This is a genomic window from Acinetobacter sp. WC-141 (genome assembly GCF_000313935.1).
Classification (GTDB): Bacteria; Pseudomonadota; Gammaproteobacteria; order Pseudomonadales; family Moraxellaceae; genus Acinetobacter.
The window spans coordinates 95,949-119,351 of the sequence record NZ_AMSS01000066.1 but is presented as its reverse complement, the minus strand read 5'-3'; the positions used below and the strand labels follow the sequence as shown (position 1 = coordinate 119,351).

The window sequence follows — 23,403 nt, the reverse complement described above, 5'->3', positions numbered from 1 at the left end:
TTGAAAGTTATGAAGAAAAAAACTCCTCAGGTCATATTAATGTCTTTGCTTTGCTCTAGCCTATTACTTACTGCTTGTAAAAAAGCGGATGAGCCGGCAAAAACTGAGCAACACTCGGCGACATCCTCTACCGATCAGGTCTTAGAAAAACTGAATGAAAGACCTGTCAAGACGTTCCCTGCCACTACTGATGATGCACACGATATTGCGCTATTAGAGGATTATGACCGTCGCTTTACAGAAATGAGTGACGAGATGGAAAGTGAATTAGCAAAAATGCATGAAGCTGGAACCCTCACTACAGAGTTTGAGCAACAGCGTACTATTGATAATGTGCGCTCTGCACTGACCATGTTAAAAGACTTAGATTTAAAAACTGAACAAGGCCGTTATATACAAGGTCTAATTTATCAATATTGGGAAAATCAAGAAAAACACTATAGTGATAAGCAAGCCAATAAAGATGAACAGATCAATGATCTTGCCGACTATTTACAAGCGCAAAATCAATTAAAATATTGGAAAGCATCGCAACAGAAGTAATTTCGAAAGACCAATAAAAAAGCCTTCATATTGATGAAGGCTTTTTTTAAATTATATATTTTGCTTTTCAACCCAATGAATAGATTGCACACGGAATAGTTCACAAGCCCCATCACCCGTATCGGTTGGCGTAAGTGAAGATTTCCAGACTAGGTTTTTATCCTTAATCTCGACAAGGTCACCTTTAAGATAGACCAGATCACCACGTTTAACCTGTTTAATCTGCTGAGCAATTTCAGGGTTTGCAGGAATGATGTGCATGTTAGACACCATCTGCATTGCTTGCTCTGCCGGAACAGGTAATTTAGGAATTTTCCAGTTTAAATAACGATCATACTGTTTTACTGAAATATGGCGTGCAATTTCAGGTTGTGCGAACAATCCCCAACTTACAGCATAGTCAATAGGTGAAAATTTAGCTTGCTCATCACTGTGATATATTTTTGAACCCAATATTCTGAAATTCCCCTGAAAAGGTTGCAATACAGAAATGGACTGGTCTTTTTCAACAGGATTCAGTCCTTTGGCAATATTATATTCACTTGAGGTCGATGCAAATGCTGAACTCATGCCAATAGCAGCCAACAAGCACATCATTAAACGTTGTTTTTTCATCGCGTTACACCTCGAATATTGCTAGATCAAATTAAAAAGATCCTCAATTTATAGTAGTCTTAAGCCATGAAAAAAATATCGGAATTTAGTAACAATACAGCTGAATTTCGTCTATTTTTGTGCATTCAAATTTTTGTTTAATCTTCCAACTGAATTCTTAAAGTTTCAAAACGAACATTGCCTTGCTGAACAGCTTGCGCAATTGCTTGTTGGCCTTTAGTGAGTCTTGCCCCCCCACTTTTTACATCTAGTAAAATAATATTAATGTCTTCTGCCGTACCATCCCCATCACGAAAATCGGTATATCCGTCAAAGATAATATAATCCACCGGGTCACCCATGAATTTTGCATCGCTAGGTAAATACTGAAATTCTGGCAAAATTGGGGCGAATTGTTCTGCCATCTTTCCTTTCAACACAGCACGGCTTGTATTTACACTTCTCTTTTGTGCTTGAGTAAGAGCTTGTTGATGCTCGAGTTCAAGTTCAGCAATGTATTGCTCATATTCAGCCTTAATTCGTCCATTCCGAGTGTTTGATAAAATAAGAGTAGTGATAATGATGCCAATTCCAGCACCAATAAGCATGGCAAGCCATACAGACATAAATTTTCCTTAAAAAAGCGCGAATCAAGATTACAGATCTAATCATATCTAAAATCACGATACAGCTTAAACTTTTGTCAAATGTGGTCATCTCCTTCACATAAAAAGATGCTAAGGTATAAAACATAAACAAATGTGCTGCTGAAAATAATTGGATTTATGAAAACGATACTTATTGCAAATCAAAAGGGCGGATGCGGAAAAACCATGACGGCCATTACGTTGGCAACGGCATTGGCACAAAAAGGATATAAAGTAGCATTAGCAGATTCAGACAATCAAAAATCGGCTTTACAGTGGTTAAAACAGCGCCCCGATAGCGTCACAAAGATTCAAAGCCTCGACTGGCGTCACGAGAAATCAATTGGTGATGCGCCTAAAAATCTGGATTATTTAATTATTGATGCGCCTGGTGCACTTTCAGGTGAGCATGCCGAGCAACTTATTAGTGAAGCTCATGCCATTATTACTCCACTTCAGCCTTCATTTTTTGATATAGATAGTACTCGTCGCTTTTTGAAGCATTTACAAGATATTAAGCGTATTCGTAAAGGCAAAGTACAGATTTTACTTCTTGCAAATCGTGTAAAACCGAACAGCGCCAGCTCAAAGGATATTCAACAATTCTTTGAAAAAATTGAACAGGAACCAGTTGCATGGATTGCTGAACGTAGTGCTTATGGTAGCTTAGCGATGCAAGGTTTAAGTGTTTTTGATAAACCTCAAAAAAACTTTATTAGTATCCAAAACCAATGGCAACCAGTTCTAAATAAATTAATTGAAGATAAAGCAGAGTGGTTCTAAATGACTTTAGCCGCTTAAAAGAGATGTATAAGGTTTTTTACAATGTGCCCTTAAAATTTGCCTCATATTATTTTTCAGTTAATATGACTTTATTCTATTTAGAAAATTAGAGAAATATTTTTCGTGCATCCATACGCTCCTAATTTACAGCGCGTTTTATTATTTGGGCTGTTTTTTATTTTGATTTTTTTAGGATTTAATATCCTGAAATACTTTATTGTACCTGTACTTTGGGCTGCCATCATTGCTTATATGACTTGGCCTATTTATTTAAGAATTCAGCGTTTTTTTGGAGAAACCCGTAATACGTTAAATGCAACTCTAATGATTAGTTTGGTCATTTTGGTTGTTGGTGTTCCTTTTACATGCGCTATTTTTATTTTGCAGCATGAAGGCCGCAACTTATATTTTGACTTACAACGTCAGGTTTTTTCAGGTCATTTAAGTGTTCCTGATTTTATTCGTGATCTTCCTTTTGTTGGAAAAGAAATTTCTCGTACACTCAATGAGCTAAATAACGACCCTAATAGCACGATTCAAAATGTTGCAGCTTGGGTACAAAGCCATTTAAGTTATGGCCGTGTACTGCTCGGTGAAATTAGTAAAAATATTGTCAAACTTGGCTTTGCCGTATTTAGTCTATTTTTCTTCTACCGTGATGGTCAAATGATTTTATCTCAGGTGAGTAAAGCCTTAGAAATGGTTATAGGCCCTCGTATTCACCATTATCTCGATACGATCTCGGAAACGACTCGTGCTGTAGTCTATGGCGTGGGTTTAACTGCAATTGCTCAAGCTGTTTTAGCTGGATTAAGTTATTTCGTAGCAGGTGTCCCAAACCCAATGGTACTTACCATTGCTACTTTCTTATTGGCTTTAATTCCATTTGGTACACCAATTTCCTATTTAGGCGTCGGCCTATGGTTGTTCTCTCAAGGGCAAACCATGGAAGCAATTGGTGTGGTTGTTTGGGGTGTTGTGATTGTGAGTAGCTCAGATAATGTGATTCGACCACTTGTGATTTCTGGCGCCACAAAAATTCCATTCCTATTAATTATGTTTGGTGTGTTAGGCGGTATTGCGAGCTTCGGATTGGTAGGTTTATTTATTGGACCTGTAATTCTAGCTATTTTACTGGCAATTTGGCGTGAATGGTTACATGAAACGATCGAACCTGAACCTATGCCAAAAACAACCATGATTTATGATTCTGAAAGTGAATCTTCGAGCAATAAAGAGTGACATATTTATTTAATTTAAAAATGTTTCAAGATACAAAGTGACTATTTAAATTAACTTGTAGGCTAGGCCTTCCTTTGTTTGAATTAAACGATCATATATATTTATAAGGACATCCAATCATGCAGATGTTTAATAAAATTGGCGCAGTCTGTGCGCTTACAGCTTTTTTTACGGTTGGCTGTAGTTCAGTCACAAAAACTGTGTCTGATACAGCTCAAGCATTAACGACAATGCATATGAAAAAAGTGGTTGATGTAAATGAAGTGACTGCCGCTGGTATTGGTAAAAAATTAGGTACGATTAGCTTTCAAGATAGCGACAAAGGTTTAATTATTACTCCAGCTCTAGCAGACTTACCAAGTGGTACACGCGGCTTCCATATTCATGAAAATGCCTCATGTGCGCCTGCCGAGAAAGATGGGAAACCTGGCGCTGCGTTAGCTGCGGGTAGTCACTATAACCCGAACCAAGCTCCTCATCACGGTACTCCAACAACTGGTCACTTAGGTGATTTACCTGCATTAGTAGTCGATAATACGGGTGTTGCGACGACTGCCGTAATCGCACCTCGATTGAAACTTGCTGATATTCAAGGCCGAGCTATCATGATTCATGCGGGTGGCGACAATTATTCAGATTCACCTCTTCCTCTTGGCGGTGGCGGAGCACGAATTGCATGTGGTGTAATTAAATAATTTATGTCTTTTTCAAATTGTGGGTATCTAAAAAGATATCCACAATTTTGTTAATTTATTGACCGTTACAACTTCGTTTCACCCTAATAAAACCTTAAAAAGTGACTGACTTTTGTAGATAAAAAGAATAATATTTTTGAAGTAATAAAAATTTAAAGTTACATACTGCTTTCTCACGTATTCTCTAATTTAGAACAAAAGCCGTGAATTATCTGACCCAAATATTTAATAGTTTTAAGACAAACTCCATTTTAATTTATTGCCTGCAAATTTTGATTGTACTCACAGGTACAACTTTAGGTTTGCTTTGGCTAGGCCATAACGAACTCATCGTTCCCGTAACTTTAGGTGCGATTGCAGCAGCATTAACCGACTTTGATGATCGCTTAAGTATTCGATTACGAAACTTGATTTACGTCTGCCTCCTATTCTTTACAGTCAGTACTATTCTTGGCTTTTTAGCCCCTTACAAAATTTTCTTTATTTTATATCTTTCTCTTTCGAGCGCTTTTTTCATTTTATTAGGGGCTTTAGGGCAACGTTATGCCACGATTTCTTTTGGCACGATTCTGCTTTCCATTTATAGCATGTTCGGTTTGGGCGAATATGCTCATTGGTATCAGCAGCCCACCTATTTTGTTTATGGAGCTCTGTGGTACGGTTTCACTTCTATTTTATTTTTTATTATTAAACCGACACTTCCCTTACAAGATAAACTCTCACAAATTTTTAAAGAAATTTCTGTTTTACTTCAAGCAAAAGCACGTTTGTTTGATCCCGATAATAAAGAGAATGTTGAACAGCTTTTATATGAATTATCCCTACAAAATACACAAGTTGCTCAAAGCCTCAATCAGATACGTAGCTCCCTACTCACTCGGCTCAAGGCTTCACGTGTTAGTAATAAAAGTATTTATTGGTTAAATCTGTATTTTTTTGCGCGAGACATTCACGAACAAGCAACCTCTAATTATTTACATTACGAACGTATTCAACAGAACTTTAGCCGTAGCGATCTTATTTTCCGTTTCCAGAAAAACCTGCACCTACAGGCACAAGCATGCCAAGATCTAGCACAGTGTATTTTACATAATCGACCATATCAGCCTTCACAAGAAAGCCAAACCGTACTAAATCATTTAGAAAGTTCTTTAAAGGACTGGATACAGCAGCATCCACAAAATTTTGAAGTTAAAAACTTAAAACTTATTTTTGATAATTTAAAAGGAATGCATGAACAGTTTGAACAACTACAATATGCACAGCCCTTCCCTGAAAATAATACTCAAACAAGACAGGAACACTTAAATTTACTTGATGATGATATTCAAGGATTTTCAGATCTGATTTTGAAACTTCGGCAGCAACTTACGCCGCAGTCAGCCCTATTTAGGCATGCCATACGAATTGCCGTCGTTTTCGCAGCAGGTTATGCCATTTCATTATTACCATTTGCTCAGCATGGCTATTGGATTTTACTGACTAGTTTATTTGTTTGCCAAATCACTTATTTTGCGACTAAAAGCCGTCTTAAACTAAGAACTATTGGCACCTTACTCGGGGTTTTATTAGGAATACCTATTTTATATTTTGTACCGAGTATTGAAGGCCAACTCATTCTTACCATTATTTGTGGAGTTAGCTTTTTCTACTTACGCCAGAAGAAATATGCCCTAGCAACACTGATGGCCACCCTCATGGTGCTATTAATTTTTAACTTAAAAGGTGCAGGTTACAGCATTATTTTACCTCGCCTAATCGATACCTTATTAGGCTGTTTGATTGCATGGCTTGCCGTAAACTTTATTTGGCCCGACTGGAACTTCCGCAATATTCCTAACAATATTAAGAAAAGTAGCAAAGCGACGCTAGATTATTTCAATGTGATTGCTCAGCAATATCAATATGGTAAAAATCAGGATATAGAATACCGTCGAATTCGTCGTGCTGCCCATAATGCTCAAATCGAACTATCTAACATGATCTCGAGTTTAAGTGCTGAGCCGAATCCAAATCCTCAACTCATTCATTACGCTTTTCGTTATCTGGTTTATAGCCACAGCCAACTAAGTTACGTGGCAGCGTTAGGAAGCCAACGTCAGAAAATTGATGAAGAGCAGGTTTTACAGTTATTACTACGTTGCCAAGAAATTTTGAGCCAAAGCGTACTTGAACAAACCCGACCCGACCAGATGCTTATTTCTCAAATATTAAAAGAAATTCAAGACTTAACGGCTCAGGAACAATTAGCTGAGAAATACACTTTGGTCTTGAAACAAATCAGTTTATTGTTAGAAACATTACCAGAATTGCTCATGCTTAAAGACAAACTTTTAGAGCAAGAAATTACCTAATATTGAAAAAATACCGGAATATCGATTCCGGTATTTTTAATTTAGTCATTTCCTTCGAGCTTTCTTTCTTGCATTTCCTGCTTTAAAGCACTTCGTGGTTGAGTAAACCAAAGAGCAATAAAGGTAAATGCAGATAAGACAAAGGCCCATAAATGAAATTGCGTGTAGAGATAACGTACAAGTTCAATCATTGCAAAGAAGCTCATCATCAGTAACATCGAAACTGCTGCGGCAACCGTTCCTTTTGATACCTCAGATGACATGAGTGCAAAGCGATATAAGACTGAAAAGCTAATTCCTTCACCAAAACAGATGAGCGTCATGCCTGTAAGCAAACAAGGAATTAAATAAGTTTGCCAAACTACACCTAATATTAAAATAACTGTACCGAGGAGCATAATCGGTAAACCAATCAGGATGGTTTTACCTAAAGCGAGACGGTCAATAATTTTAATTAAAACGATGTTGCCTACAATCAAACCTAGAAATACTGGAAATTGAGCCAAGCCATATTGCACACTGGTCAGCTTTAACTCATCTACCAAAATGATTGGAGATAAAGCAATCCACAGCATTAAAGGCATGCCCACTAACGGTAAGGCGAGACTTAAACCTAAAAACCGGCGGTTAGTGAACACCTTTTTAAAATCATCAAAAAGATAACTAAAAGGTTGCCGAGTTACACTGGCCTGCTGGCTTGGCATTTGTTTTTTCAAACCTATCCAACTCAGTAAAGCTAATACGGCGATGCCTACAAATCCCCAATGCCAAGACACATAATCAATTAAGAAAGCGCCAAGTACAGGTCCGAGCAAGGGCGCAAGCAGAGAAATATTTGCCATGAGTGCCATAACTTTAATAGCATCACGCTCAGCAAAGCTCTCTTGAATGGCAGCATAACCCACTGCGGAGATTACAGTTAAACCAATTCCCTGCAAAAATCTTAATGCTAGAAATTGTTCTATTTGCCGCGTTAGTAAAATTAAAAAGCAGCATAGAGCAAAGAATAAAACCCCTGCTAACAATACTTTTTTACGTCCGAGACGATCCGACAACGGCCCAAGTAACCATGCAACCGTAGCACCGCCTAATAAATAAAATGACATTGAAGACGGTGCCCAAGTAGCACTTACACCAAAATCTTCAGTAATTGCCAACATCGCTGGCTGAATAAGGTCATTACCAATATAAACCGCAAATTCAAATAGCACTAAGGCCAAAGGAAACATCAACGTTGTACGGTTCAACGTTGCCGTTTGAATATTTTTCATGAGTTGGACACTTCAAAATAGCGGCCATATGTCTCTATGACTACATATTAAATAGGATGTAGTCATGATGACAGTATGGTCAATCAATCTTTAGATAAGTTTTTATATGCCGTGAGAGTGCATGTTTAGAATGTGAAACACCGTATTCACAAGGTGTTTAAGAAAAGAAAAATATGATGTGAGATTCGGTAATTCTTACCAATTGGCACAATTGCCGAGCGCAACAATAGCACTTTTTAAATTGCTCATCAATCATGCAATTTCAAGAATCTCAAATTTCAGTTTTTTGCTCTAAGAAACCTACAAATTTCTGTTGTGTACAAACTCAAAGTTATCCACATATTCGATAAAAAATTAAGCATCAAGGGCAAGGGTTAACTTGAAAGTCTGAGGTTTCCTCTCCTTTTGTACATTGATAGCTTTGCTTTTTATTCACAATTTTCCAGACTTGCTGGTCTCGCTTTAATAAATATTCTGTACGGACTTTTGTTATTGCATCATCGCTAGGCTCTGTCTGTAAAATAGTGACTTGAGCATTAGAGGGATCATCGGCAGCATTCATTTGCTGTGAAATATCCAAATTGTTTGCAGCATTTAAAAGATCGGGTTGATCAAGTAATACTGCTTGGATCGGGCTATCAGCAAGTTGAGCAGAAGAATTTTTAGCTGGTGTACAAGCCGTTAGTGCTGCTAGGCTAAAAGCAATCAGCAAACTCATTTTTCTCATACGTGATATCTCCGATTTACCCAAATTTAATGCTAAAGTCTACAAACAATTTATTCCGTTCAACATTGTAACCGTGTTTATAAATATAAAGCTCTTCTTCAAAGCACCTAACTCAGTGTGAGCTAGCAAGCCAATATTACTGACTTTTAGTCAACAATATTTTTCCAATTCATGCATTTTTCAACAAGAGTAAATCCCGTAGAGTACACATCAAATTTAGGAATTTAATTAGAGTGACTCCCATGAGTAAGATTTTAGTGATTAATGGTGCCAAACAATTTGCACATTCAAATGGTGAATTAAATGACACATTAACCACGCTCGCAACCACCCATCTCAAGGAACTTGGCCATGACGTTCAAGTGACTCGCGCAGATAGCGATTACGATGCAGAAAATGAAGTTGAAAAATTCTTATGGGCAGATGTCGTTATTTACCAAATGCCAGGTTGGTGGATGGGTGCCCCTTGGACTGTAAAAAAATATATTGATGATGTATTTACTGTAGGCCACGGTTCACTTTATGCAAATGATGGTCGTAGCCGTTCTGATGCATCAAAAAAATATGGTTCAGGTGGTTTAATTCATGGCAAAAAATATATGCTGTCATTGACTTGGAATGCACCAATGGAAGCATTTGAAGATGCAGATCAATTTTTCCATGGCGTGGGTGTAGATGGTGTTTATTTACCATTTCATAAAGCAAATCAATTTTTAGGTATGAGTACATTACCGACTTTTATTGTTAATGACGTGATTAAAATGCCTGACGTTGATAGTTATGTTGAAGAATATAAAGCACACTTAAATAGTGTATTTGCAGCAGCTTAATAAGGAGAAATCCATGCTAACCATTATTGCAGAAATTCGCACCAAATCAGCTGGACAGCATCGTCAAAACGTACTGGATGCTTTTCAAAAAATTATTCCAACGGTTTTAGCAGAAGATGGTTGCCATGGCTATGAGCCTTTGGTTGATCACAAATCAAATGCGAGCTTTCAGACTCAAGAACCTGACACAATTGTGATGTTAGAAAAATGGGCAAGCGTTGCCCATCTTGAAGCACATTTGGCTACACCTCATATGCAAGCCCATCATGCAGCAGTTAAAGATGATGTAATTGATGTCAAAATTAAAATTTTAGAAAGCGGCGTATAATTTAGCCCATAAAAAAAGACGATATATTTATCGTCTTTTTTTTGTTTTTATGAGCAAAGCTGTGTTTGGAATCCTCTAGAGCCTTTCCCTCTCGCACACTGATAGCTTTTTTGCTTATTTTGTAATTGCCATTTTTCATCGACTAATTTAAATGCATATTCTGTTCGAGTGGCAGAGACGGAATCATCCATTAAACCGGTTTGAATGACAACAATACGGGAAACAGTTGGAGATTCTACTCGGTTAAACACTTGCTGAACTGAGGTGTTATTGTGCTCTTTTACAATCTCAGGTTGAGCTTTAAGTACTTGTTGCATTGGGGTTTCGGAGCCCACAAAAGGAATTAATTTACTGGTCGTTGCACACCCAGTGAAAAGTCCAGCACAGAGCGCTGAAATTAAAAATAAACGTTGCATTTTTATCACCAAAAACAAAAGGCATAGCTTTATCATGCTATGCCTTTGCTGGTTACTCTGTAGAAACTATGTAGTTCTAAAGATTGCTGCTCTGTTACAGATCAAATAATTTGCCTGGGTTCATAATCCCGTTCGGGTCAAACGTCAACTTCAATGCCTTCATATATTCAATTTCTTCAGCTGAACGTGAATATTCCAAATATGGTTTTTTCGTCATGCCTACACCATGTTCAGCAGAGATTGAACCGTCGTATTTTTTAACGGTATCGAACACATATTTATTGACGACCTGACATTTCGCAAAGAACTCATCTTTAGTTAAGTTTTCAGGTTTTAAAATATTTAAGTGCAAGTTACCGTCACCAATATGACCGAACCAGCAAATTTCAAAATCAGGATAGTTCTCTTGAACAATGGCATCAATCTCGCGAATAAATGCAGGTACGTGAGTAATTAATACTGAAATATCGTTTTTATATGGAGTGAACGGCGCGATTGATTCAGAGATATCTTCGCGTAAACGCCATAAACTTTCGACTTGGTCAAGGCTCTGGCTCATTACGCCATCAAGTACCCAACCCTGCTCCATACAATGCTCAAAAATCTCCATCGCTTTATCGATAATCGGCTCATACGGTGCTTCAAACTCAAGCAATACATAGAATGGACATTCAGTTTCAAATGGACGTTGTACATGACCATTGTTTAAAACTTTTTGCATTGCAAGTTCACCAAAGAACTCAAACGCAGTTAAATCAATATCTTTTTGGAAAGCATGTAGTACAGGCATTACTGCATCAAAATCAGGAACACCTAAAACTAAAACTTGTAAGTTTTGTGGTTGACGCTCAAGTTTAATTTCTGCTTCAGTCACCAAACCTAATGTACCTTCACCACCAATAAACAAATGCTGTAATGCATAACCAGTTGCATTTTTAACCATGCCTTTGTTTAAACGTAAAATATCACCTTTACCAGTAACAACGGTTAAACCAAGTACCCAGTTACGTGTCATGCCATATTTAATGACTTTAATACCACCAGCATTGGTTCCGATATTACCGCCAATCTGGCTAGAACCCGCTGACGCGAAGTCAACCGGATAATACATCCCTTGTTCTTCTGCATAATTTTGCAATTGTTCAGTCACAACACCAGCTTGAACACGCACCATACGGTCTGCCGGGAAGAACTCAAGAATCTGGTTCATTTTGTCCATGCTAATGACAATTTCACCATTGGTTGCTACAGCACCAGCAGAGAGACCAGTACGACCACCTGATGGTGTAATCGCAATATTAAACTGGTTCGCAAGCTTCACAACAGCTTGTACTTGCTCAGTAGTCGATGGAAAAACGATGACCGATGGGTTCGGATTAAAATGCTTGGTATGATCTTTACCCCAGTTTTCGAGACTATCAGCATCGGTTTTAATACGGTTTTCACCGACGATTGCTGTTAATTGGGTAAGTAACTCAGGTGTTAAAGCGACTGGAGCATTCATCGTTTGCAGACCTAGCAAGAAGTAAACTGTGGTGGGACTATGACCTCATATTTCTCAAGGTTTTCACCTGAGCAAAGCCATAATGTTCAAGGAACAGCTATATTCTACATGCAACAGCTCAAGCGATAAAGTTCAGAATAGAGATACTGTCACTACAAAACATGTTTAACGTTCATAAATAGCGTTTTATAAAGCCGCCAAATAACAATCTTTCAGAAGTTATATGACAAGCATATTTTCAAAAGATCGACAAGCCATAAACAGAAGTGATTAGCCATAGATAAAATTGCCATAAGACGAGGGCGCAAACGAAATATCTATAGCACCGCCCAGTATGTTATTATACCGCCACCAAATTTGGCCTTTGTAGCGGAGCCGTAATGAGCCAACATCTTTCACTACCTAAAGATAAAATCCGTTTCCTTTTGTTAGAAGGCGTTCACCAAAACGCAGTCGATACTCTAAACGCTGCGGGTTACACCAATATTGACTATCGCAAAACTGCTCTTGAAGGCGAAGCGCTAAAAGAAGCTGTTAAAGATGCTCACTTTATTGGTATTCGTTCGCGTACCCAATTGACTGAAGAAGTTTTCGAAGCTGCAAATAAATTGATCGCTGTAGGCTGTTTCTGTATCGGAACAAACCAAGTTGATCTTAAAGCAGCAATGGCACGTGGTATTCCTGTATTTAACGCACCGTATTCAAATACGCGTTCGGTAGCAGAGCTTGTACTTGCTGAAACGATTCTTCTTCTTCGCCGTGTTCCTGAAAAATCGGCGGCTTGTCATCGTGGTGGTTGGGATAAGTCTGCTGTCGGTTCTTTCGAAACTCGTGGGAAAACTTTAGGTATTGTAGGTTACGGTTCCATCGGTTCTCAGCTTTCTGTTCTTGCTGAAAGCTTAGGTATGCATGTTATTTATTATGATGCAGTGACTAAATTACCAATGGGTAATGCTCGCCAAGTGGGTTCATTAGACGAACTTTTAGCGACTGCTGATGTCGTTACATTACATGTGCCTGATGTTCCATCTACACGCAACTTCTTCACTAAAGCACAATTTGCAAAAATGAAAGAAGGCGCAATCTTCCTAAATGCTGCACGTGGTACATGTGTAGTTATTGAAGATTTAGCAGATGCAATCAAGTCTGGTCATATTGCTGGTGCAGCAGTTGACGTATTCCCTAAAGAACCAAAAGCAAATGGTGAGGAGTTTGTTTCTCCACTACGTGGTTTAGACAATGTGATTTTGACTCCTCACGTTGGTGGTTCAACCATGGAAGCGCAAGCAAACATCGGTTTAGAAGTTGCAGAGAAATTTGTTGCTTACTCTGACAAGGGTATGACGCTTTCTGCCGTGAACTTCCCAGAAATCGCGTTACCATTGACTGCTGGCCAACATCGTTTATTGCACATCCACAAAAACGTACCGGGCGTATTGTCTAAAATCAACAACTTGTTTGCTGAACAAGGTATCAACATTTCTGGTCAATCGCTTATGACTAAAGGTGACATCGGTTACCTCGTAATGGACGTTGACGCTTCTGCTTCTCATGAAGCTTTAGATATGTTGCATGAAGTTGAAGGTACAATTCGCGTGCGCGTATTGTTCTAATACGAACTGTAAATTTAAAAGCCACAGCATTGTCTGTGGCTTTTTTATGGGTATTTACATTATCATGTGAAAAGTATACCAATCGATCTAATAATAAAATGTCCATTTCAAGCCAAAGAACTCAGCTACACGCTTTGGGCTTTCTCATTCTTGCCATGTTAAGCGTTCAAAGTAGTGCATCCTTGGCTAAATTTCTGTTCCAGAGCTTTCCTACCCTTACCGTTTCAGCAATGCGCTTATGCTTAGGTGCAATTATTCTTGCCTTTATTTTTAGAATTTGGCGAATTAATTTTAGTCAGGTCCGTTGGAAAGCTATTTTAGCGTATGGCTTTGCTCTTGCAGGAATGAACGCACTTTTTTATCTGTCAATTGAGCGATTACCGATTGGTATTGCAGTTGCTTTTGAATTTATTGGACCCTTAAGTGTAGCCTTATATCACGCACGCCAAAAATATGACTTCATTTGGGTCAGTTTAGCGATTGTTGGCCTCATTTTACTTTTTCCTTTCAATCAGGCTCATAGTCTTGATTGGATCGGAGTATTATTTGCAGTTAGTGCTGGTGCATGTTGGGCACTTTATATTATCGCTGGACAGAAACCTTCAGGTATATCAGGGAACCACACCGTGTGTTTAGGAATGAGTGTGGGCGCATGCATACTATTACCCATTACTTTTTTCTCAGGCTCAATAGGGCAAGTGATAGAGTTCCCCTATATTTTTTATTTTATTGGTTTAGCAATTTTAGCCAGCGCATTACCATTCTCTTTAGAAATGCTAGCACTACGTAATTTAACACCTTTAAGTTTCGGGACATTGATGAGCCTAGAACCTGCGGTTGCCGCACTTTCTGGTTTTATCTTTTTAGGTGAATATTTGTTATGGAATCAATGGCTGGCACTCGCAACAATTATTGCAGCTTCGGTCGGTTGTACCATAACCACCCAAAAAGCACGGCTAGAACGTGAAAAAACAGTAAGTTAAATCGGCTAAAACTGCGAGTTAAAACGTGGCATTCGCTATAATTGACCATTGTTAGTTTTAAATAATATTAGATGAGGCTCTACGGTATTTCCATGCAGAATCTTCCCATTATTGCTGTGCTATATATGATTCTGTCGATGGTTTCATATCAAATTAGTGCTTCATTTGCTAAGCAGCTCATTGCAACATTAGATCCTCTCACCGTTACAATTTTAAGGCTGAGCTTTGCAACGTTTATTGTCGCTATCATGTTCCGCTCATGGAAAATCTGGTCACGCTTACCTCATTTAAAATGGCGTGATTTATTGATGTATTGCGCGTCTCTAGGCCTCATGAATATTTTATTTTATACGTCGCTTGGAAAGTTACCTCAAGGAATTGCAGTGGGTTTAGAGTTTATTGGCCCGTTAGGACTTGCTCTACTTTCCATTAAACAAAAGAGTGACTACATTTGGGTGGCACTTGCGATTTTAGGTATTGCACTCATGGTTCCTTGGCAAGATCCAACCCAACATCACTTTTCATATGTGGGCGCTGCCTGTGCACTAGGCGCGGGGCTTTGCTGGGCATTTTATATTTATTTTGGTCAAAAAGTCGTGACCCAAAATATCGGGATGCATGCGTTAACTATCGGAATTGGATTATCCGCACTAACCTTATTACCAATCGGGATCTGGCATAATGCTCCTGCATTACTTGAGACCGAGTACTGGGGTAAAGCTTTAATTATTGCGGTTTTAGCAACCGCTATACCATATGCACTTGATTTGATGGCGCTCAAACAACTCACTAAATTAACTTACGGCACCTTGTCGAGTTTAGCACCAGCATTAGCAGCATTAACGGGTTTCTTATTACTTCACGAAGAAATCAGCATGCTGCAATGGGTAGCTTTAGCTTGCGTAATGCTCGCCTCTATAGGTGTTACTTTAAGAAGTACTAAAAAAGTAGCGTAGTTAAATACTATTGCTGTTTTTTATACTTTTTATATTCCTTTAAATATTTATTACCGAGCGTTTCTTTTTCACTATCTTTAAGAATTTTTCCCGCCTGTTGGAAAAACTTATGCTCTTCTTCTTTTAAATGGTGATGGACTTTTTCACTCAACTGTTTGGCGGTTGCTAACCAGCTTGGGCTACTCATATCCGTTTTTTCGAGCTGCTCGACCAACTCATCCATTTCATGATGCTCAGATAAAGCATGTCTTGTAATATCTAAACCGACATCATCAAACATTAAAGGGATATATAAATAACGGTCTTCAGCAACAGAATGCGCATACAGTTCATTTTTTAATGCATCAAATAATTCTTTTCTTTCTTCGGTTAAACCATGTGTCTGAACGAGTTGTTCAGAAAGGTTGCGTTGATTTTCGTGGCTTTCTCTTAATGCTTCGAAAATATTCATTCTCTTCCTCATTTTTTAGCTAAAAAATCTTTTTTATTTCAAGGATTATCATACGTTGAAATTTATATTGTCTAAGTAGCTTAAAATGAGACTATTTTTTACACAGTTTTATTTCTAGTAAACTTCTGTAATGATTTTTATACTTCTAGCTTTAAATGATACATAAAAGTATGAACTGCATTTTAGGGACAGTTCATACTTTCAATTTTATTTAACCCGTAACAAACATTTGATAGCCCAAACGGCAAATCAGAATACTCACTAAAATTAAAAAGATAATACGGACAAAACCACTACCGTATTTAAGCGCGGTACGTACCCCAACAACAGAACCAAGCACGTTTGCAACAGCCATCATTAAACCAATATGCAAAATAGCGTGACCAGTTGGAATGAGGAAACTCAGCGCGGCTAAGTTCGTCATAAAGTTACCGATTTTTGACAACGCTGAAGCATGCAAGAAATCAACTTGTAAAAAACGAATAAAGAAGAAGATAAAGAAACTACCTGTACCCGGCCCAAAAATACCGTCATAAAAACCGATCGCTAAACTACCAATAGCCGCTAAAATTAGCATCTTATTGGTAATTTTTTGCTCAGTATGAACCTGTCCGAAGTTCTTTTTAACTAGCGTATAAACTGCAATCACAATCAACATCACGAACACGAAAGGACGCAATACAGATTGAGGTATAAGTGATAAACAAGCTGCGCCAGCAAAAGAGCTAATCAAAGCACAAATAGCAATAACCGCTAATAGTTTCCATTGCAACTTTACTTTTTTAGCAAATGTATAAGCCGCCGACGCCGTACCAAAAATAGATGAGACTTTATTGGTACCAATTACCGTAGCAGTCGACATGTTGGGAAAAGTGCTCATGATCCCAGGAATCTGGATGAGTCCACCACCGCCAACAGCAGCATCGATGGCTCCCGCAGTAAACGCAAAAAAGATCAAACTAAGGATAACATCCCATTCCATGCCCATGCTCTATACTCTACATCTACTACAAATTTAAGATACGTTTCGGTACCAACCGTTTTTTATCGGTAATCTCAGCTAAGCCTAAACAGCGCTCAGCCGAAAAAACCAAAACTTCTGCTTCTGCAGAATGCTCAATATTGCTTTCTAAACCGTTGCAAAAATATTTTTCACGCCCTTCAGGCACCTGAATTTTTAAGAAATGATCAACTGGAGCATAAACTGGAAGCAGCAAAGCTTCTCTTTGCTCTTCTGTTAAGCTTTCCAGATATTCAATGGTATAACTCGGAATAAGCTCAAAATGTCCTGTTTGAGTTCGGTTTAGCATCGTTAAATGCCCACCACAACCAAGTGCTTCACCAATATCTTCACCTAATACACGGATGTATGTTCCTTTAGAACAGGTTACATCTAGAGTGATACTATTTTCGGTAAATTCGATTAACTCTAAAGCATAAATGGTGACTGGGCGTGCTTCACGCTCAATTTCAATACCTTTTCGGGCAAGCTCATATAACGGTCTGCCTTCTTTTTTCAAAGCCGAGTACATCGGCGGAACTTGTTGAATATCACCTCTAAATTTTTCTAAGGTTTGTTCAATAAGCTCTTGGTTGAGAACAGGAACAGAGCGTTCTTGTAGAATCTCCCCTTCCACATCACCTGTTGTTGTGGTTTGTCCCAATCGAACGGTGGTTTGATAGCGCTTTGTTGAGTCCAGCAAATAATGTGAGAACTTGGTAGCTTCTCCCAAACAAATCGGGAGTAAACCTGTCGCCAATGGATCTAAAGCTCCAGTATGACCTGCTTTTTGGGCGCGATATAACCAACGCACTTTTTGCAAAGCCGCATTTGAACTTAAGCCTAATGGTTTATTTAATAGAAATACACCACTGATATGGCGACGAGAAATTTTTTGATTTTTTGTCGTCATTTTTACTGGAACACAAAGCTAGAAAAAAGTGCCGACATGTTAGCAAATTCGGCAAGATATTTTCATAATATTTAGATGCCTTTTCACTTATTTTATGGCACATTAATGATCGAGTAAAAAAACAACAAATTAAAACTTAAGGAAGATATCTTTATGCAAGGAATGCAGAAGAAGGTATTGTGGTGTGTGCTCGGATTTTTTATTTTGAGTCTCATTGCATGTGTATATTGGCTAAGTCCTGACTCAAAAAATACCTCAGCTCATATCAATGAAAATAAAGCTCAAAATTTAGTATCAGCTCCTCAGACAAATCATTCATCGCTAAACGAAGATGCGTATCATAGTAAAAGTCAGCAAGATACAGAAGTTAACTGCCAGTTAAAAATTGATAGTTCTCAACATTTGGTCGTAAATAGTCAAACCCGCGACTGTTTTGAATATTTTATTACCCAATATGGGGAAAATGATTTAGAACAAATCAAAAATCACTTTGGGAAATTTATTCAGGGCCAATATTTAGAGCCAGCTCGCTCACAAATTATGGACTTATGGACCCGTTATTTAAAATATCGTGAACAGCTTGCCCAAATCCAGCCACCTTCAGCAAAACAACAAGATAAAAATTATTTTCAAAAGATTTTTAATTCAATTCAAGATATAAGAAAACGCTTCTTTTCTGCTTCTGAAATTGAAGGACTTTTCTCTACTGAAGATATCTATCAGAACTATACGCTTGATCGTATGCAAATACTTGAGGACTCTTCTTTAAGCGAAATTGAAAAAGCAGAAAAGCTTAAAGAGCGTTTTGAAGAACTTCCAGAAGACTGGCAACAAAATCTACAAGAACTCTCTAAACTTGATGATTTACATACGCTGACCAAACAAATTAAAGCTCGTCATGGTTCAGCAGAAGAACTTCGACAAATGCGTACAGCACTTGTTGGAGCCGAGGCGACTCAAAGATTAGAAACGTTAGATAGCCAGCGTAGTGCTTGGCAGCAAAGAGTCACCAGTTACCTCGATAGTCGAGATGAAATTATTAAAAGCAATATGAGTGATAGCACCAAAAATCAAGCTATTCAGCAGTTACGCCAACAACAATTTAACTCATCACAAGAACAACTAAGACTTCGAACTTTTGAAACGGTCCATGATCAGGGAGGTGAACTGCCATTTAATTATTAAGCCTTTTCTTTTAGGAATAGGCTAAACATTCACTAGCAGTAAGAAGCTGCTTTTCATACAAAATAAAAATAGTGAGTAAAAAATGAAAAGGAAGTTAATGTTTTTCTGCACTGCAATGCTCTCAGGACTGAGTATTTCAGTGGCCCATGCTACAAATGCTGAACAAGTTAAAAGCTCGTTCGTCTATTCATCTTACGCACAAACCAAATACCCAATGGTTTTTAATCACGGTATGGCGGGTTTTAACAGAATTGGAACAGATACGCTTGGTCTCGATTACTGGTATCAAATCCTTCTGGATCTTGCTCGTAATGGAGGAAATGTCTGGGCTACAAGAGTGTCACCTTTTAACTCTACAGAAGTGCGTGGAGAACAACTTGCCCAGCAAGTAGAAGAAATTATTGCCATTACAGGGAAACCTAAGGTCAACTTAATCGGTCATAGCCATGGGGGCCCGACAATTCGCTATGTAGCAGGTGTCATGCCAGAAAAAGTAGCGTCACTCACCACGATTGGTGCACCTCATAAGGGATCACCAATGGCAGATGTCATCCTGAACGTTGAGGGTACCCCTCTGTCTGGACTGGCAACGTTAGTAAACTGGTTTTCAGCAGCTATTACTTGGGCAGGAGGCCTAGATCCAACAAGCTATCCGCATGACTCTTTAGCAGCTGCTCATAGCTTATCAACTCAAGGCTCAGCTCAATTTAATGCTCAATTCCCTATGGGTCTACCAACCACTTCTTGTGGCGAGGGGACATATCAAGAGAAAGGCATTTATATGTACTCTTTCTCAGGAAATAAAGCACTAACCAATCCATTAGACCCATTTGATATTGCCCTTACTGGCAGTAGTTTAGTGGTTGATCCATTTGGTGATAATGATGGGCTTGTTTCCCGATGTAGCGCCAAATTTGGTAAAACAATTCGTGATGATTACAACTGGAATCATTTAGATGAAGTGAACCAAGTACTGGGGATACGCTCTATTTTTGCCTCAGATCCAGTTTCGGTTTACCGTCAACACGCAAACCGTTTGAAGCTCCAAGGACTATAATTTTTAAACAAAAAATGCGCCAATTGGCGCATTTTTTTACTCGCTATAAGCTTACGCTTTACGAGCTGGTAATTTTTCACGAATACGTGCAGCTTTACCAGACAAGTCACGGAGGTAGTAAAGTTTAGCACGACGAACGTCACCACGACGTTTCACTTCGATTTTAGCAACAACTGGTGAGTGAGTTTGGAATACACGCTCAACACCAACACCGCTAGAAATTTTACGAACTGTGAATGCAGAGTTTAAACCACGGTTTTTCTTCGCGATTACAACACCTTCAAATGCCTGAAGACGCTCACGCTCACCTTCTTTTACTTTAACTTGGACAATAACAGTGTCACCAGGAGCAAAAGCAGGGATATCAGTTTTTAACTGTGCATTTTCAACAGCTTGAACTAAAGGATGTTTACCACTCATTGTGGGAATCTCCAATATGTGCGGAGTCAGAAGAGGTCTGAGGTTCCGCTGGGGATAGAGGCTAAAGCGCATATCACCCGTTTATCTTTCCCTTTACGACAATATGTCTATAAAGAGCCTTAGAATATACATAAAACTATTCATTAAATAGAATCATGCTTTAACTCGAAGCATTGCTTCTCGTCTTGTTGCAGAACTTTCGTTCCTAAGAATAGTGGTTAAGAATTACCACCATTCCCTTGTGCATCTTTTAGCCATTTTTTTTGCTGCTTATTCAACTCTACTTTTTCGGCCAACTCTGGTCGACGTTCTAAAGTTCGTTGATACCGCTGCAAAAAGCGCCATTTTTCGATATTGCCATGATGTCCAGATTTTAAAACGTCTGGCACATCCAGCCCCTCAAAATGGTCTGGCTTTGTATATTGTGGACAATCTAAAAGACCATCAACAAAAGAATCTTGTACTGCTGACTGTTCATCTGACATTACATTCGGCAAACGGCGAATAATACTGTCAAGTAACACCATAGCGGGCAATTCACCACCAGATAAAACATAATCACCAATTGACCATTCCTGATCAACATAATGCTGGATCAAACGTTCATCCACTCCCTCATAACGTCCACACAGTACAATTAAGCCGTCGTAATCTACAAACTGCTGTACTGCCTGCTCATTTAAGGTTTTGCCTTGTGGAGACATATACACCACAGGAACATGAACATGTCCTGCTTGTGAGGCAAGCTGTTTGGCATGTGCAATTGCTTTCGCCAAAGGCTCAGCCATCATCACCATACCTGGGCCACCACCAAATGGACGTTCATCCACTCTTCTGTAGTTACCCTCAGCAAAATCACGAGGATTAATACAAGTGACTTGTACAATATCCCGTTTTGCCGCACGTCCGCTGATGCCGTAGGCTGTAATCGCTTCAAACATTTCAGGAAAAAGCGTAATGACTGCAAAAAACATCACAGACTCCTCTATTTTCCTGCTGTATTAATCCTAAAAGGATTAATAATCTACGCCCCAATTGACGTAAATACGACCAGCTTCAAGATCAACACGTTGTACTACATCTTTATGCCAAGGAATCATGCGTTCTTCTGAATCAATGCTGTCTGGGGTCGCATGTACCACCATCACATCATTAGCTCCAGTTTCAAACAACTCATGAATTTTACCTAAGTTTACTTCCTGCTCTTCATCGTCTAGGCCAAACACTGTTAAGCCTTTTAAATCTGACCAGTAGTACTCATCTACATCTGCTTTTGGCAGTTGAGACTTAGCAATCCAGATATTAGCGCCAACCAAGTTTTCTGCTCCAGTGCGATCACTCACACCTTTCAAAGCAACAACCAAGCCTTTGCCATGTGGTTTCCAACGTTTTACATCTATTGTTTGCCAACCAGCCTTGGTCTCAATGTACCAAGGCAGATAGTCAAACATGTTGCTCATAGGTTCTGTATTTGAATACACCCAGAGCCACCCATTCAATCCATAAGCTGAACGTAACTGTCCAATCTGAATACGATCTTCTGGAACATTCTGTGTTGATGTCATGGGTTACCTACTACAAAAAATTATGCAGTAGCTTTTTTAGCTTGAGCAGCTAAAGAAGCAACACGTTCAGAAGGTTGAGCACCTTGTGAAACCCAGTGAGCAAAACGGTCTGCATCTAAACGAAGTTTTTCTGCTTGACCTTGTGCAGTCGGGTTAAAGAAACCAATACGCTCGATGAAACGACCATCACGTGCATTGCGGCTGTCAGTCACAACGATTTGATAGAATGGACGTTTTTTTGCGCCGCCACGTGCTAAACGAATAACAACCATGATAAAAGCCTTATAATTCTTACGGATTATCCCTGCGCCGACCATCGGCAACACTTCAAACCCCTTTCATAGAGGGCGACATTCTACGTGATTTTCGCCCTGAAAGAAAGATTATTTTTTGAGTTATCCGCAGTTTTGAATTTAAAATTACTGTAGCCAATTTGATGTGGCAGATAACGCACAATTCGTTGCCCCTTTTGCCCAAAATTTTTGCCCTTGATCATTAAGACAAATGATCCCATCCCCAGCTTGAGAAGTAGTAGGAATAGGCGTAGCAGTTAACACCCAGCTTGAATCAGTTATGCTAGCAAAAGCTAAGTTATATAAGGCTTGGCCTTGTTGAGGACTTACATTTGAGCCATAAATCGAAGTAATGGTCGCATTTGATGGGTAACGATTGTGAACCATTTTTTCTGATTCTAATGTTTGGGCAATATTCATCATTTCAGATTGAACAGCTGCACGATGTCCTTTACGTAAATATTGCAAATATGAAGGGGTAGCTATAGCTGCTAAAATCGCAATTATCGCTACTACAATCATGAGTTCTATTAAGGTAAAACCATTCTTCATTGCCAATTCTCACTGTTTGTTTCACATACATTGCAAGTGGCTGTTCCGCCACAGTCATTATCAACAGCAGTAACTGTTAAACTTTGGCAACGTAAGCCTGAATTCTTAGCAATAAAATTGAAGTTTTTTGAATCTGTAGTTGTCGCTTTAATGACCCATGTCTGCCCATTGGCAGCGCCATTCGTCAATAAATTTTGTGCCGTCGTATCATCGCTAATTTCAATCGTATAACCACCCCGTGGCAACGTTACAGATGTGGTCGTAAATCCTCTATAAGTAAAGTTCTTGGATTTATGTCGTTCTAATTGTTCCGCCAATTTTAAAATTTCACCTTTGGCAGCAGAGGCAGTCGCTCTGCGGCTATAACTTTGATATGAAGGGATAGCAATCGCAGCAAAAATAGCGACAATCACAATGACAACCATGAGCTCAATCAAGGTAAAACCCTGATTGAACCGTAAAATGTAGTACTTATTCATAA

27 protein-coding genes are annotated in these 23,403 nt (G+C 38.8%); 12 read left to right on the top strand and 15 right to left on the bottom strand.

Translation table 11 applies throughout. From position 1 onward, the window contains the following. The first annotated feature begins 9 nt into the window (after nt 1-9). On the top strand, nt 10-543 hold the full coding sequence (locus ACINWC141_RS13660; RefSeq protein WP_009391929.1) for a hypothetical protein: 534 nt from the start codon (nt 10-12) through the stop codon (nt 541-543). Between the two features lie 51 nt (nt 544-594). Here ACINWC141_RS13660 and ACINWC141_RS13655 read toward each other — a convergent pair whose 3' ends face one another. Both ACINWC141_RS13655 and ACINWC141_RS13650 read right to left on the bottom strand, forming a co-directional pair. Beyond that, nucleotides 595-1,158, bottom strand: a complete 564-nt coding sequence (locus tag ACINWC141_RS13655) for a hypothetical protein (RefSeq protein WP_009391966.1) — start codon at nt 1,156-1,158, stop codon at nt 595-597. A gap of 137 nt (nt 1,159-1,295) precedes the next feature. Further along, nucleotides 1,296-1,763 (bottom strand): Holliday junction resolvase-like protein, encoded by a 468-nt coding sequence (locus tag ACINWC141_RS13650; RefSeq protein ID WP_009391940.1) that lies wholly within the window; start codon nt 1,761-1,763, stop codon nt 1,296-1,298. Nucleotides 1,764-1,922: 159 nt separating this feature from the next. On the opposite strand from ACINWC141_RS13650, the gene ACINWC141_RS13645 reads away from it, so the two are divergent. The 4 genes from ACINWC141_RS13645 to yccS all read left to right on the top strand — a co-directional run bounded on the left by ACINWC141_RS13645 (nt 1,923) and on the right by yccS (nt 6,858). Continuing rightward, the gene (locus tag ACINWC141_RS13645) at nt 1,923-2,567 is read left to right on the top strand and encodes a ParA family protein (RefSeq protein WP_034678651.1); all 645 of its coding nucleotides are present in this window, start codon (nt 1,923-1,925) and stop codon (nt 2,565-2,567) included. A gap of 123 nt (nt 2,568-2,690) precedes the next feature. Further along, nucleotides 2,691-3,809 (top strand): AI-2E family transporter, encoded by a 1,119-nt coding sequence (locus tag ACINWC141_RS13640; protein WP_009391928.1) that lies wholly within the window; start codon nt 2,691-2,693, stop codon nt 3,807-3,809. Nucleotides 3,810-3,934: 125 nt separating this feature from the next. Continuing rightward, a complete protein-coding gene (gene sodC, locus ACINWC141_RS13635) occupies nt 3,935-4,504 on the top strand; it encodes a superoxide dismutase family protein (protein WP_081400157.1) in 570 nt (189 codons plus the stop codon). Nucleotides 4,505-4,707: 203 nt separating this feature from the next. After that, nucleotides 4,708-6,858 carry a YccS family putative transporter gene (yccS, locus tag ACINWC141_RS13630; RefSeq protein ID WP_034678649.1) on the top strand — a complete coding sequence of 717 codons (2,151 nt, stop codon included), beginning with the start codon at nt 4,708-4,710 and terminating at the stop codon, nt 6,856-6,858. Between the two features lie 41 nt (nt 6,859-6,899). Here yccS and craA read toward each other — a convergent pair whose 3' ends face one another. Next, entirely contained in the window at nt 6,900-8,129 is a 1,230-nt protein-coding gene (gene craA, locus ACINWC141_RS13625; protein ID WP_009391960.1) for a chloramphenicol efflux MFS transporter CraA, read from the bottom strand. 361 nt (nt 8,130-8,490) lie between these two features. Then, nucleotides 8,491-8,856, bottom strand: coding sequence for a hypothetical protein (locus tag ACINWC141_RS13620; protein WP_009392065.1), 366 nt, complete (start codon nt 8,854-8,856; stop codon nt 8,491-8,493). Nucleotides 8,857-9,098: 242 nt separating this feature from the next. On the opposite strand from ACINWC141_RS13620, the gene ACINWC141_RS13615 reads away from it, so the two are divergent. Beyond that, nucleotides 9,099-9,686, top strand: coding sequence for an NAD(P)H-dependent oxidoreductase (locus ACINWC141_RS13615; protein WP_034678647.1), 588 nt, complete (start codon nt 9,099-9,101; stop codon nt 9,684-9,686). Nucleotides 9,687-9,699: 13 nt separating this feature from the next. Beyond that, nucleotides 9,700-10,014 (top strand): putative quinol monooxygenase, encoded by a 315-nt coding sequence (locus ACINWC141_RS13610; protein WP_009392038.1) that lies wholly within the window; start codon nt 9,700-9,702, stop codon nt 10,012-10,014. A gap of 47 nt (nt 10,015-10,061) precedes the next feature. Here ACINWC141_RS13610 and ACINWC141_RS13605 read toward each other — a convergent pair whose 3' ends face one another. Beyond that, nucleotides 10,062-10,430 (bottom strand): hypothetical protein, encoded by a 369-nt coding sequence (locus ACINWC141_RS13605; protein WP_009392048.1) that lies wholly within the window; start codon nt 10,428-10,430, stop codon nt 10,062-10,064. A 94-nt stretch (nt 10,431-10,524) separates the two neighbouring features. Further along, entirely contained in the window at nt 10,525-11,934 is a 1,410-nt protein-coding gene (locus ACINWC141_RS13600; protein ID WP_009392035.1) for a D-2-hydroxyglutarate dehydrogenase, read from the bottom strand. Nucleotides 11,935-12,314: 380 nt separating this feature from the next. On the opposite strand from ACINWC141_RS13600, the gene serA reads away from it, so the two are divergent. The 3 genes from serA to ACINWC141_RS13585 all read left to right on the top strand — a co-directional run bounded on the left by serA (nt 12,315) and on the right by ACINWC141_RS13585 (nt 15,486). Further along, on the top strand, nt 12,315-13,547 hold the full coding sequence (serA, locus tag ACINWC141_RS13595; RefSeq protein WP_004789759.1) for a phosphoglycerate dehydrogenase: 1,233 nt from the start codon (nt 12,315-12,317) through the stop codon (nt 13,545-13,547). A gap of 98 nt (nt 13,548-13,645) precedes the next feature. Next, complete coding sequence (locus tag ACINWC141_RS13590; protein WP_009391941.1) at nt 13,646-14,530, top strand: EamA family transporter; 885 nt, start codon at nt 13,646-13,648, stop codon at nt 14,528-14,530. A gap of 92 nt (nt 14,531-14,622) precedes the next feature. Then, nucleotides 14,623-15,486 (top strand): EamA family transporter, encoded by an 864-nt coding sequence (locus ACINWC141_RS13585; protein ID WP_034678645.1) that lies wholly within the window; start codon nt 14,623-14,625, stop codon nt 15,484-15,486. A 7-nt stretch (nt 15,487-15,493) separates the two neighbouring features. On the opposite strand, the gene ACINWC141_RS13580 is transcribed toward ACINWC141_RS13585, so the two are convergent. The 3 genes from ACINWC141_RS13580 to truB all read right to left on the bottom strand — a co-directional run bounded on the left by ACINWC141_RS13580 (nt 15,494) and on the right by truB (nt 17,850). Further along, nucleotides 15,494-15,937: a hemerythrin domain-containing protein gene (locus tag ACINWC141_RS13580; RefSeq protein WP_003653765.1), complete on the bottom strand. Its 444-nt coding sequence runs from the start codon at nt 15,935-15,937 to the stop codon at nt 15,494-15,496. A 211-nt stretch (nt 15,938-16,148) separates the two neighbouring features. Beyond that, nucleotides 16,149-16,925: a sulfite exporter TauE/SafE family protein gene (locus tag ACINWC141_RS13575; RefSeq protein WP_005301047.1), complete on the bottom strand. Its 777-nt coding sequence runs from the start codon at nt 16,923-16,925 to the stop codon at nt 16,149-16,151. 19 nt (nt 16,926-16,944) lie between these two features. Then, nucleotides 16,945-17,850 (bottom strand): tRNA pseudouridine(55) synthase TruB, encoded by a 906-nt coding sequence (truB, locus tag ACINWC141_RS13570; protein ID WP_009392064.1) that lies wholly within the window; start codon nt 17,848-17,850, stop codon nt 16,945-16,947. 153 nt (nt 17,851-18,003) lie between these two features. Between truB and ACINWC141_RS13565 the strand changes: the two genes are divergently transcribed. Together ACINWC141_RS13565 and ACINWC141_RS13560 are read left to right on the top strand one after the other, a co-directional pair. Further along, nucleotides 18,004-19,035, top strand: a complete 1,032-nt coding sequence (locus ACINWC141_RS13565; protein WP_009392058.1) for a lipase secretion chaperone — start codon at nt 18,004-18,006, stop codon at nt 19,033-19,035. Nucleotides 19,036-19,150: 115 nt separating this feature from the next. Then, nucleotides 19,151-20,092 (top strand): lipase family alpha/beta hydrolase, encoded by a 942-nt coding sequence (locus tag ACINWC141_RS13560; RefSeq protein WP_081400156.1) that lies wholly within the window; start codon nt 19,151-19,153, stop codon nt 20,090-20,092. A 51-nt stretch (nt 20,093-20,143) separates the two neighbouring features. On the opposite strand, the gene rplS is transcribed toward ACINWC141_RS13560, so the two are convergent. From rplS to ACINWC141_RS13530, 6 genes are all read right to left on the bottom strand, one after another. Beyond that, nucleotides 20,144-20,512, bottom strand: a complete 369-nt coding sequence (gene rplS / locus ACINWC141_RS13555) for a 50S ribosomal protein L19 (RefSeq protein ID WP_009391971.1) — start codon at nt 20,510-20,512, stop codon at nt 20,144-20,146. 218 nt (nt 20,513-20,730) lie between these two features. Further along, nucleotides 20,731-21,486 carry a tRNA (guanosine(37)-N1)-methyltransferase TrmD gene (gene trmD / locus ACINWC141_RS13550; protein ID WP_009392015.1) on the bottom strand — a complete coding sequence of 252 codons (756 nt, stop codon included), beginning with the start codon at nt 21,484-21,486 and terminating at the stop codon, nt 20,731-20,733. Nucleotides 21,487-21,528: 42 nt separating this feature from the next. After that, nucleotides 21,529-22,077, bottom strand: coding sequence for a ribosome maturation factor RimM (gene rimM / locus ACINWC141_RS13545; RefSeq protein ID WP_009392005.1), 549 nt, complete (start codon nt 22,075-22,077; stop codon nt 21,529-21,531). Nucleotides 22,078-22,097: 20 nt separating this feature from the next. After that, nucleotides 22,098-22,349 (bottom strand): 30S ribosomal protein S16, encoded by a 252-nt coding sequence (gene rpsP / locus ACINWC141_RS13540; RefSeq protein WP_000260334.1) that lies wholly within the window; start codon nt 22,347-22,349, stop codon nt 22,098-22,100. 147 nt (nt 22,350-22,496) lie between these two features. Next, nucleotides 22,497-22,922 carry a type IV pilin protein gene (locus ACINWC141_RS13535; protein ID WP_009392044.1) on the bottom strand — a complete coding sequence of 142 codons (426 nt, stop codon included), beginning with the start codon at nt 22,920-22,922 and terminating at the stop codon, nt 22,497-22,499. Further along, nucleotides 22,919-23,401, bottom strand: coding sequence for a type IV pilin protein (locus ACINWC141_RS13530; RefSeq protein WP_009391932.1), 483 nt, complete (start codon nt 23,399-23,401; stop codon nt 22,919-22,921). Before ACINWC141_RS13530 ends, ACINWC141_RS13535 begins: the two co-directional genes overlap by 4 nt. Nucleotides 23,402-23,403: the final 2 nt, after the last annotated feature.

Bases quoted from the DNA above. Each gene is read 5' to 3' on its own strand.
- ACINWC141_RS13660 (WP_009391929.1), top strand. From the start codon at position 10: ATGAAGAAAAAAACTCCTCAGGTCATATTAATGTCTTTGCTTTGCTCT.
- ACINWC141_RS13655 (WP_009391966.1), bottom strand. From the start codon at position 1,158: ATGAAAAAACAACGTTTAATGATGTGCTTGTTGGCTGCTATTGGCATG.
- ACINWC141_RS13650 (WP_009391940.1), bottom strand. From the start codon at position 1,763: ATGTCTGTATGGCTTGCCATGCTTATTGGTGCTGGAATTGGCATCATT.
- ACINWC141_RS13645 (WP_034678651.1), top strand. From the start codon at position 1,923: ATGAAAACGATACTTATTGCAAATCAAAAGGGCGGATGCGGAAAAACC.
- sodC (WP_081400157.1), top strand. From the start codon at position 3,935: ATGTTTAATAAAATTGGCGCAGTCTGTGCGCTTACAGCTTTTTTTACG.
- craA (WP_009391960.1), bottom strand. From the start codon at position 8,129: ATGAAAAATATTCAAACGGCAACGTTGAACCGTACAACGTTGATGTTT.
- ACINWC141_RS13620 (WP_009392065.1), bottom strand. From the start codon at position 8,856: ATGAGAAAAATGAGTTTGCTGATTGCTTTTAGCCTAGCAGCACTAACG.
- ACINWC141_RS13615 (WP_034678647.1), top strand. From the start codon at position 9,099: ATGAGTAAGATTTTAGTGATTAATGGTGCCAAACAATTTGCACATTCA.
- ACINWC141_RS13610 (WP_009392038.1), top strand. From the start codon at position 9,700: ATGCTAACCATTATTGCAGAAATTCGCACCAAATCAGCTGGACAGCAT.
- ACINWC141_RS13605 (WP_009392048.1), bottom strand. From the start codon at position 10,430: ATGCAACGTTTATTTTTAATTTCAGCGCTCTGTGCTGGACTTTTCACT.
- ACINWC141_RS13600 (WP_009392035.1), bottom strand. From the start codon at position 11,934: ATGAATGCTCCAGTCGCTTTAACACCTGAGTTACTTACCCAATTAACA.
- serA (WP_004789759.1), top strand. From the start codon at position 12,315: ATGAGCCAACATCTTTCACTACCTAAAGATAAAATCCGTTTCCTTTTG.
- ACINWC141_RS13590 (WP_009391941.1), top strand. From the start codon at position 13,646: ATGTCCATTTCAAGCCAAAGAACTCAGCTACACGCTTTGGGCTTTCTC.
- ACINWC141_RS13585 (WP_034678645.1), top strand. From the start codon at position 14,623: ATGCAGAATCTTCCCATTATTGCTGTGCTATATATGATTCTGTCGATG.
- ACINWC141_RS13580 (WP_003653765.1), bottom strand. From the start codon at position 15,937: ATGAATATTTTCGAAGCATTAAGAGAAAGCCACGAAAATCAACGCAAC.
- ACINWC141_RS13575 (WP_005301047.1), bottom strand. From the start codon at position 16,925: ATGGGCATGGAATGGGATGTTATCCTTAGTTTGATCTTTTTTGCGTTT.
- truB (WP_009392064.1), bottom strand. From the start codon at position 17,850: ATGACGACAAAAAATCAAAAAATTTCTCGTCGCCATATCAGTGGTGTA.
- ACINWC141_RS13565 (WP_009392058.1), top strand. From the start codon at position 18,004: ATGCAAGGAATGCAGAAGAAGGTATTGTGGTGTGTGCTCGGATTTTTT.
- ACINWC141_RS13560 (WP_081400156.1), top strand. From the start codon at position 19,151: ATGCTCTCAGGACTGAGTATTTCAGTGGCCCATGCTACAAATGCTGAA.
- rplS (WP_009391971.1), bottom strand. From the start codon at position 20,512: ATGAGTGGTAAACATCCTTTAGTTCAAGCTGTTGAAAATGCACAGTTA.
- trmD (WP_009392015.1), bottom strand. From the start codon at position 21,486: ATGTTTTTTGCAGTCATTACGCTTTTTCCTGAAATGTTTGAAGCGATT.
- rimM (WP_009392005.1), bottom strand. From the start codon at position 22,077: ATGACATCAACACAGAATGTTCCAGAAGATCGTATTCAGATTGGACAG.
- rpsP (WP_000260334.1), bottom strand. From the start codon at position 22,349: ATGGTTGTTATTCGTTTAGCACGTGGCGGCGCAAAAAAACGTCCATTC.
- ACINWC141_RS13535 (WP_009392044.1), bottom strand. From the start codon at position 22,922: ATGAAGAATGGTTTTACCTTAATAGAACTCATGATTGTAGTAGCGATA.
- ACINWC141_RS13530 (WP_009391932.1), bottom strand. From the start codon at position 23,401: ATGAATAAGTACTACATTTTACGGTTCAATCAGGGTTTTACCTTGATT.